Source organism: uncultured Megasphaera sp. (assembly GCF_900539295.1).
In the GTDB taxonomy this organism is placed as follows: domain Bacteria; phylum Bacillota; class Negativicutes; order Veillonellales; family Megasphaeraceae; genus Megasphaera.
On the sequence record NZ_UQBH01000046.1, the window covers coordinates 1 to 6,827 of the forward strand.

Here is a 6,827-nt window from a genome sequence, read left to right on the forward strand (position 1 = left end):
CTGCGACCTCTTAGTCCCGAACCAAGCGCGCTACCAAACTGCGCTACGCCCCGTTGACCCGACTTGTTTATTGTACCATATCCCACAAAAAAGTCAAGAAAAGAGAAACTCCGATCGAGGCACCGCAGCCGGCGCCCCCATCGGAAAAAACCTAGGCGAGCTTCTTGTCGCGAATAAAATCGATAAGCATGACCGCCGTATCGCCCATCAAGGTCCCGCAGGCCACAGGGCCGCCATTAGCCGGGCTTTTCAGGACGCGGCAGCACGTCGCTTTAAAGCGGTCGAGCCAAATTTTTTCAAATTCCCGGACGGGCTGATTGATTTCAGCCTTCGTCTTTTCATCCGGTTCGGTCCGGCCGACGAGGCTTCCCAAGACGAGACAGGCGCCGTTCAAAGCGCCGCAGAGACAGCCTGAGCCGGCGACGCCGCCGCCGAGGACCGACACCATGCGCAGCGTTTCCTGAGGCAGGTTCAGTTCCAGGCAGTCGTTACAGACCTTGACCACCGTTTCAGCACAGTTATTACCGGCTTCATGGTAGGCTGCAGCCAGTTTTTTTACATCTTCCATCGTATATCCTCCTTACCTTTTTTATATATTCATATATATTGTACCTGTTTCACAGCGAGAAGGCCAGACCTTGCCAAAAGGCTCAGCCAAACGGTCATTCATCCTGCATACAGGGACGAAAAAGGGCATAAAAAAGAGGATGACGGCAAAATGGATTTACCACTTTGTCGTCATCCTCTTTTTCCGATATTACTGAGCTTTTGCGACTTCTACGAGTTTCGTGAAGGCAGCAGCATCATTGACAGCGAGGTCAGCCAACATTTTGCGGTTTACGATGACACCGGCTTTGGTCAGACCATAGATGAAACGGCTGTAGCTGAGGCCGTTTGCACGGGTAGCAGCGTTGATACGAGCGATCCACAATTTACGGAATTCGCGTTTCTTGGCACGACGGTCACGACGAGCGTAGTAGAGCGCTTTCATGACGCTTTCGTTAGCTTTTTTGAAGAGACGGCTGCGGGTACCGCGATAGCCTTTAGCCATTTTTAAGATTTTTTTATGACGAGCGTGTGCTGTAACGCCAACTTTGATTCTTGCCATTAGTCTATTCCTCCGAATCTATGTCAAAAAATATTCTGTCTGTTATTAGATGAACGGGCACATCTTGCGAACGACATCGGTCATGGACTGCGATACCAGTGTAGCTTTTCTCAGGTTACGTTTCCGTTTTGCAGTTTTGCTTTCCAAGATATGGCTCTTGTACGGTTTCATGCGTTTGATCTTACCTGTAGCAGTTGATTTAAAGCGTTTTGCCGCGGCACGGCGGGTTTTGATTTTCGGCATAATAATTGTCCTCCTGTTACTTTTTGTTGACAGCAATGACCATGGTCATGTTTCTGCCTTCAATTTTAGGTTCTTTTTCTACATGGGCGGTGTCTTTCAATTCATCAGCGAATCGAACCAGCAAATCACGGCCCAGTTCCGGATGGCTCATTTCACGGCCGCGGAACATGATGGTAACCTTTACTTTGCTGCCTTCACCCAGGAAACGCTGAGCAGCTTTCATTTTAACGTAGAAGTCATGATCTTCAATATTGGGACGAAGCTTTACTTCCTTCAATGTCAAGACCTTCTGTTTTTTCTTGGCTTCCTTTTCACGCTTCTGCTGTTCATAGCGGTATTTTCCGTAGTTCATGATACGGCAGACCGGCGGTTTGCCATTCGGTGCGACTTCTACCAAGTCCAAACGCCGTTCTTCCGCAATCTGACGGGCAGAACGAAGAGACATGACACCGAGCTGTTCGTTAGAATCACTGACCACGCGTACTTCACGGGCTCTGATTTGATCGTTGATACGTAATTCCTTACTAATTGTCTTTCACCTCCGAATAAAAAAAGAACGGATAGCATGACTATCCGCTCTACGTTTCCGTCATAGACCCTAGTGACACCATCGTCTTGTAAGGTGAGAAGCGGATAGCTTCTGCTTTATTTTCAACGTTCTATATTATATCAGCACTTTTCGAAACTGTCAAGCTTATTTAATCTTAACGAAGCGATATTCCTGTTCCGAACGGGGATATTTTTCCTTGTCGACTTCGCTCATGAAATCTTTCAACGGGCGGGCGTAGGTTTTCATCGTATCGTGCAAGGCTTTGTAGATGACGAATTTTTCACCCGTTTCCGTGTGTTCGGCAAGCGTAATGATTTCATAAGTATTGTTTTTAAAATGGCGCCACGTTTCATGCGCTTTCGGTAAGTCTCTCATCAGTGACCCTCCTAATATCATAACATTATAAGCTGTGTAGTAATTATACCATAGATCAGCCTTATTTCAATGGTGCGACGGCCCTTCCGCCCCGTCTTTTGCCGGGAGCCTTTCCAGGGATTCTCGAGCCGCTTCCAGATTGATGCGGTCGCTTTCCTGCTCGGCCACGTCGATGCCGAGGCGCTGGCGGGCTTCCTTCTTGATGGCCTTATAGAGGCCCTTGGGGAAATCGGCGACGGTCGTCGTCACGCCCCGGGGAAAGACGGCTTCCCGCTCGAGGGTATAGCCTTCGGGATAGAGGCGGGAACAACGGGGATGATACATGTCGACGTACAGCCGGTCGGCAAACTGACCGCTGACATTGGTGAGCTCAAAAACATCGATGCGCCCGATCCGGCCGACTTTATGAAAAAAGACCATCGACCCTGTCCGCCGCAGGCGAAGACGCGACAAATAGACGAACTCCCCACTCGGCCCGTTGACGGGTATGGGATTGGTCACATCATGGCCAAAGCGGCCGGAAGCCCCGCTCACCTGATCGCAGTCTTCCCCTTGAAGAACGTCCCGGGCGAGCTCTGTTGGCAAGGACTCATTCTGCAGCTCCGGTGAATTAAAGATCTGCAGGGCACGGTCATAAATTTCTTCACTTTTCGTGCGCTGCTGCTCTTTAAAAAATGCATCGAAAAATCCCATCGTATTCCTCCTGATATCAGTCATGATTTGGCGCCAGCTGCCGCGGAAAATACCGGACGAGCTGACCTTTTACTTTATTATATTCATTATAGAACATTTTTTAGCTATCTGCCAATACTTATCTCACTACAACTTCATTTTATTTTTTAAGTCGCGCCTTTATTTAAACATAAAATTTAACATTTTTCTGTTTTGAATAAATAATCATTTTATTCAACTTTTTCTTGATTTATTTTTTATGGAAAAATAGACTTGCCCCCTAATGCGCGTAAATATTTTCTCGCATTTAGCTTGATATTATCTACTTAAACCGCTTATTTTTGCGTTCCAATCATATTGACCCCCTTCAATTGCATTTTTCAGCTATTGATTTTATTTTAATCACGCGTTATTATATTTATAGATAAAGAGATCACCTACCAGCCGGTCATTATCCAGCAATAACTTAAATTATTAGGCTGGCATATGAATACAAGAGAAATGAGGGAGAATTATGAACTTAAGTGCAAACGCAAAAATCATTATTTCCATGGGTGCTTTGCTTTCGTACAGCTTCATTGCACACCTTCTTTAATATGTCCGACTGTAATGCCTGAAAAAGCGACCTCACGTATGTGGAGTCGCTTTTTTAGTTGCCCTTTTTCAAGACTGTCATTCGATATAGTCCTTGTGACCTTCCTTTTTACAAGGCTCTTTTTTTATGTAAAAAAAGATGCCCTTAGCTGACACGGACCGGTGACGCCGCCATCGCCAAGGACCTGCTTTAGGATTAATTATATATTATATATAATATAATCCTCTAATTGTGTATTAAGCTGCCAGGGATTTTGTCGTCCCGAAGGCAGGCCTTTTCATCCCAATGATATGCATAGCGAACTATTCGGGGTGTTCATTCTTCTTTTATCTGCTCCCTACTTTATCATGATTATTTAGCACAGTAAAAATACATTTTCCTCTTGCAATTATTTGTGAAAAAATGTACTATATAGACATGGAGATTGTGAAATTTAGAACTCAAATTCTTCATTTCAGCGTACCCCCAAGGAGCTGCGTAAGCGGCGGCTCCGTCAATTTAAGGCTATATACTATATTATTCTATACTTTAGTTTTACATCAGAAAGGATGGTTTTTCTAATGAGAGATGCTGTTATCGTAAGTGCTTGCCGTACGGCCATCGGCAGCTTCAATGGCCAATTCGCAGATATTACCGCTGTAGACCTCGGTATTGCTGCGGTTACTGAAGCAATTAAACGCGCAGGTGTTCCTGTCAATCAGATTGACGAAGTCATCATGGGTCATGTACTCCAAGCCGGTTGCGGTGAAAACACAGCCCGTCAGGTTGCCCTTCATTCGGGTATTCCCCAGGAAGTTCCAGCTTTCACATTAAATAAACTCTGTGGTTCCGGTATGCGTGCCATTTCCCTGGCTTCGCAGCAGATTAAACTCGGCGACGCTGACATCATCGTTGCCGGCGGTATGGAATCCATGTCCAACGCTCCCTACTCCATCGCTAAAGGCCGCCGCGGCTATCGCATGGGTAACGGCGTTCTCGAAGATCTTCTCCTTCGTGACGGCTTGATCTGCACGGAAAACAATTACCATATGGGCGTTACGGCTGAAAACGTAGCCAGCCGCTTTGGCGTAACTCGTGAAGACCAGGATAAATTGGCTCTCCGTTCCCAGCAGTACGCTTACAAAGCTCAGCAGGAAGGTAAATTCGACAGCCAGATCGTACCGGTTACGGTTCATAAGAGAAAAGGCGACGTCGTCATCGACAAAGACGAATTCATCCGTCCGGACTGCACCATGGATATGCTCTCCAAACTCCGCCCGGCTTTCATTAAAGACGGCACAGTTACGGCAGGCAACGCTTCCGGCATCAACGACGGTGCAGCAGCTGTCGTCATCATGTCCGCTGACAAAGCTAAAGAACTCGGCATCAAACCGCTCGCTAAGATCGTAGACTGGGCTTCGGCTGGCGTAGAACCGGCAATCATGGGTATCGGCCCTGTTCCGGCTGTCCGCAAAGTCATGAAGAAGACCGGCATGAACGTCGACCAGATGGACCTCATCGAATTGAACGAAGCTTTCGCAGCTCAGTCCGTATACTGCTGCCGCGAACTCGGCCTCAACATGGACAAAGTCAACATCCACGGCGGCGCTATCGCTCTCGGCCATCCGATTGGATGCTCCGGCGCTCGTATTATCGTCACCTTGCTCTATGCAATGGCTGAACCGGAAATCAACGGCCACTATGGTCTTGCTGCCCTCTGCATCGGCGGCGGCCAGGGCACGGCTGTCATCGTAGAACGCCTGTAAGTTTTTACCCCCCTATTCCCTAAATAGTAAGCACCTAAATGTATAGACTACGTAATTTTCTGAACGTGGTCTATACATTTCCTTTTGTAAGGTGTATTATATCATTATCTGGTATCATCATTATGATGATGCTTTTCGCGGCGCATTTCTCTCATACCGATGCGTCTCATCTATTCCATACGTAAAAAAATTCAAGGAGTGATTCCAATGAAAGAAGTAGTTATCGTAAGTGCTTGCCGTACAGCTATCGGCAAATTCGGCGGCGGTTTTAAAGATACCCCGGCAGTTGACTTAGGCGCTGTCGTTATCGCTGAAGCCCTCAAACGTGCCGGCATCGAAGGCAAAGACGTCGACGAAGTCGTCATGGGCAACGTTCTCCAGGCTGCTCAGGGTCAGAACCCGGCTCGCCAGGCTATGATTAAAGCCGGCATGCCGATCGAAGTTCCGGCTCTCACGGTCAACAAAGTCTGCGGTTCCGGTCTCCGCTGCGTATCCTTGGCAGCTCAGATGATCAAAGCCGGTGACGCTGACGTCATCGTAGCCGGCGGCATGGAAAACATGTCCATGGCTCCCTATGCTGTTCCCAAAGGCCGTTACGGCTACCGCATGGGCAACGGCGTCCTCGTCGACACGATGATCAAAGACGGCCTCTGGGATGCTTTCAATGACTACCACATGGGCATCACCGCTGAAAACGTCGCTGAAAAATTCGGCGTTACTCGTGAAGATCAGGATGAAATGGGCGTTCGTTCTCAGGTCAAAGCCTGCGAAGCAATTAAGAGCGGCGCTTTCAAATCCCAGATCGTTCCGGTTACGGTTCATCAGCGCAAACAGGACGTCATCATCGATACCGACGAATTCCCGCGTGAAGGCACGACCATGGAAAGCCTGGCTAAATTGAAACCGGCCTTCAAAAAAGGCGGTACGGTAACGGCCGGCAACGCTTCCGGCATCAATGACGGTGCTGCAGCTTTCGTCGTCATGTCTGCTGACAAAGCCAAAGAACTCGGCCTCAAACCGATGGCTAAAATCGTAAGCTATGCATCGGCCGGCGTCGATCCGACCATCATGGGTACCGGCCCGGTTCCTTCGTCCCGCAAAGCCCTGGCTAAAGCAGGTCTCGAAGTCAAAGACCTCGACCTCGTCGAAGCCAACGAAGCTTTCGCAGCTCAGGCTGTATACTGCTGCCGCGAACTCGGCTTCGATATGGATAAAGTCAACATCCACGGTGGCGCTATCGCCCTCGGCCATCCGATCGGCGCATCGGGCGCTCGTATCCTCGTAACCTTGCTCTACGGCTTGAAAGAAGTCGGTGGCAAATACGGCTTGGCTACGCTGTGCATCGGCGGCGGCCAGGGTACGGCCTGCATCGTCGAAAACATCGACTAATCCCGATTTAAAACTTCAGAGAGTCTCGCACACATCCGGGTGCGGGACTCTTTTTTATCGTGTTTTTTCCAGTCGTAAAAAAAATTATTTCTTGTGGTTAATTGCAATACCAATTAGGACACTCGAGACAATTCAATCTGAAATTTAGAT

At 48.2% G+C, this 6,827-nt stretch carries 8 protein-coding genes and 1 other annotated feature; of the genes, 2 read left to right on the plus strand and 6 right to left on the minus strand.

The window, feature by feature from the left end; translation table 11 throughout:
* Positions 1-151: 151 nt before the first annotated feature.
* From QZQ46_RS10490 to QZQ46_RS10515, 6 genes are all read right to left on the minus strand, one after another.
* Positions 152-568: a C-GCAxxG-C-C family protein gene (locus tag QZQ46_RS10490; RefSeq protein WP_296829778.1), complete on the minus strand. Its 417-nt coding sequence runs from the start codon at positions 566-568 to the stop codon at positions 152-154.
* Between the two features lie 189 nt (positions 569-757).
* The gene (rplT, locus tag QZQ46_RS10495; RefSeq protein WP_044504397.1) at positions 758-1,108 is read right to left on the minus strand and encodes a 50S ribosomal protein L20; all 351 of its coding nucleotides are present in this window, start codon (positions 1,106-1,108) and stop codon (positions 758-760) included.
* Between the two features lie 45 nt (positions 1,109-1,153).
* Complete coding sequence (gene rpmI, locus QZQ46_RS10500; protein ID WP_296829782.1) at positions 1,154-1,351, minus strand: 50S ribosomal protein L35; 198 nt, start codon at positions 1,349-1,351, stop codon at positions 1,154-1,156.
* 16 nt (positions 1,352-1,367) lie between these two features.
* Positions 1,368-1,880 carry a translation initiation factor IF-3 gene (infC, locus tag QZQ46_RS10505; protein WP_071822351.1) on the minus strand — a complete coding sequence of 171 codons (513 nt, stop codon included), beginning with the start codon at positions 1,878-1,880 and terminating at the stop codon, positions 1,368-1,370.
* Between the two features lie 13 nt (positions 1,881-1,893).
* Positions 1,894-2,003 (minus strand) — a sequence feature (ribosomal protein L20 leader region).
* Between the two features lie 42 nt (positions 2,004-2,045).
* Positions 2,046-2,276: a DUF1653 domain-containing protein gene (locus QZQ46_RS10510; RefSeq protein ID WP_044504400.1), complete on the minus strand. Its 231-nt coding sequence runs from the start codon at positions 2,274-2,276 to the stop codon at positions 2,046-2,048.
* 66 nt (positions 2,277-2,342) lie between these two features.
* Positions 2,343-2,969, minus strand: a complete 627-nt coding sequence (locus QZQ46_RS10515; RefSeq protein ID WP_296829786.1) for a hypothetical protein — start codon at positions 2,967-2,969, stop codon at positions 2,343-2,345.
* A gap of 1,134 nt (positions 2,970-4,103) precedes the next feature.
* On the opposite strand from QZQ46_RS10515, the gene QZQ46_RS10520 reads away from it, so the two are divergent.
* Both QZQ46_RS10520 and QZQ46_RS10525 read left to right on the plus strand, forming a co-directional pair.
* Complete coding sequence (locus tag QZQ46_RS10520; protein ID WP_296829788.1) at positions 4,104-5,288, plus strand: acetyl-CoA C-acetyltransferase; 1,185 nt, start codon at positions 4,104-4,106, stop codon at positions 5,286-5,288.
* A gap of 207 nt (positions 5,289-5,495) precedes the next feature.
* The gene (locus tag QZQ46_RS10525; protein WP_296829792.1) at positions 5,496-6,677 is read left to right on the plus strand and encodes an acetyl-CoA C-acetyltransferase; all 1,182 of its coding nucleotides are present in this window, start codon (positions 5,496-5,498) and stop codon (positions 6,675-6,677) included.
* Positions 6,678-6,827: the final 150 nt, after the last annotated feature.